The organism is Cobetia sp. 2AS, assembly GCF_029846355.1.
GTDB classification, from domain to species: domain Bacteria; phylum Pseudomonadota; class Gammaproteobacteria; order Pseudomonadales; family Halomonadaceae; genus Cobetia; species Cobetia amphilecti.
The window spans coordinates 1-229 of record NZ_JARWKQ010000032.1 but is presented as its reverse complement, the minus strand read 5'-3'; the positions used below and the strand labels follow the sequence as shown (position 1 = coordinate 229).

Annotated in this window: 1 protein-coding gene; it reads right to left on the bottom strand. The window is 64.6% G+C overall.

The annotated features are described in order from the left end of the window. The coding region (locus tag QD356_RS17810) for a hypothetical protein (protein ID WP_279878503.1) at window positions 1–229 on the bottom strand (229 nt) is incomplete at both ends.

Genomic DNA, 229 nt, shown 5'->3' with positions numbered 1-229 from the left:
GTCGCCCAGGTTCACGGCGTCGCTGACATTGCCGGCCACATCGGTCTGACGGATCTGCACAACGCCATCGGCGTAGCCGCCTTCGGCGAGGGTGAAGGTGGTGCCGGTGCCATCGATCCAGTTGCTGCCGCCGTCGAGGGAATACTCCCAGGTGGCGTCGGCTTCCAGACCGCTGACGGTGACTTCACCATTGCTGGTGATGCCGTCGTCGGTGACGTTGGTGTCGGTG